This is a genomic window from Opacimonas viscosa, assembly GCF_024199005.1.
In the GTDB taxonomy this organism is placed as follows: Bacteria; Pseudomonadota; Gammaproteobacteria; order Enterobacterales; family Alteromonadaceae; genus Opacimonas; species Opacimonas viscosa.
In genome coordinates this window covers 1-263 of record NZ_JANATA010000187.1, presented here as the reverse complement: position 1 = coordinate 263, position 263 = coordinate 1, and the positions used below count along the sequence as shown (strand labels likewise).

The 263-nt window shown below is 46.8% G+C and carries 1 pseudogene; it reads left to right on the top strand.

What is annotated here, in order from left to right:
* A pseudogene (locus NLF92_RS13240) lies at positions 1 to 263 on the top strand (glucose/galactose MFS transporter); the annotation flags it as partial.

Genomic DNA, 263 nt, shown 5'->3' with positions numbered 1-263 from the left:
ATTCCTGCTGCTTTTATCAACAAGCGCTTTTCTTATAAAACAGGTGTATTGACCGGACTGGGCTGCGCGGCCGCGGGGGCATTTCTGTTTTATCCAGCCAGTCAAACCATGACTTACGGTTTTTTCCTTGCTGCACTTTTTGTATTGGCTGGTGGATTATCCATTCTGGAAACGTCGGCGAACCCTTACGTCATGGCGATGGGAAATCAAAAAAGTGCGACACGCCGTTTAAATCTAGCTCAAGCATTTAATCCCGTTGGTAC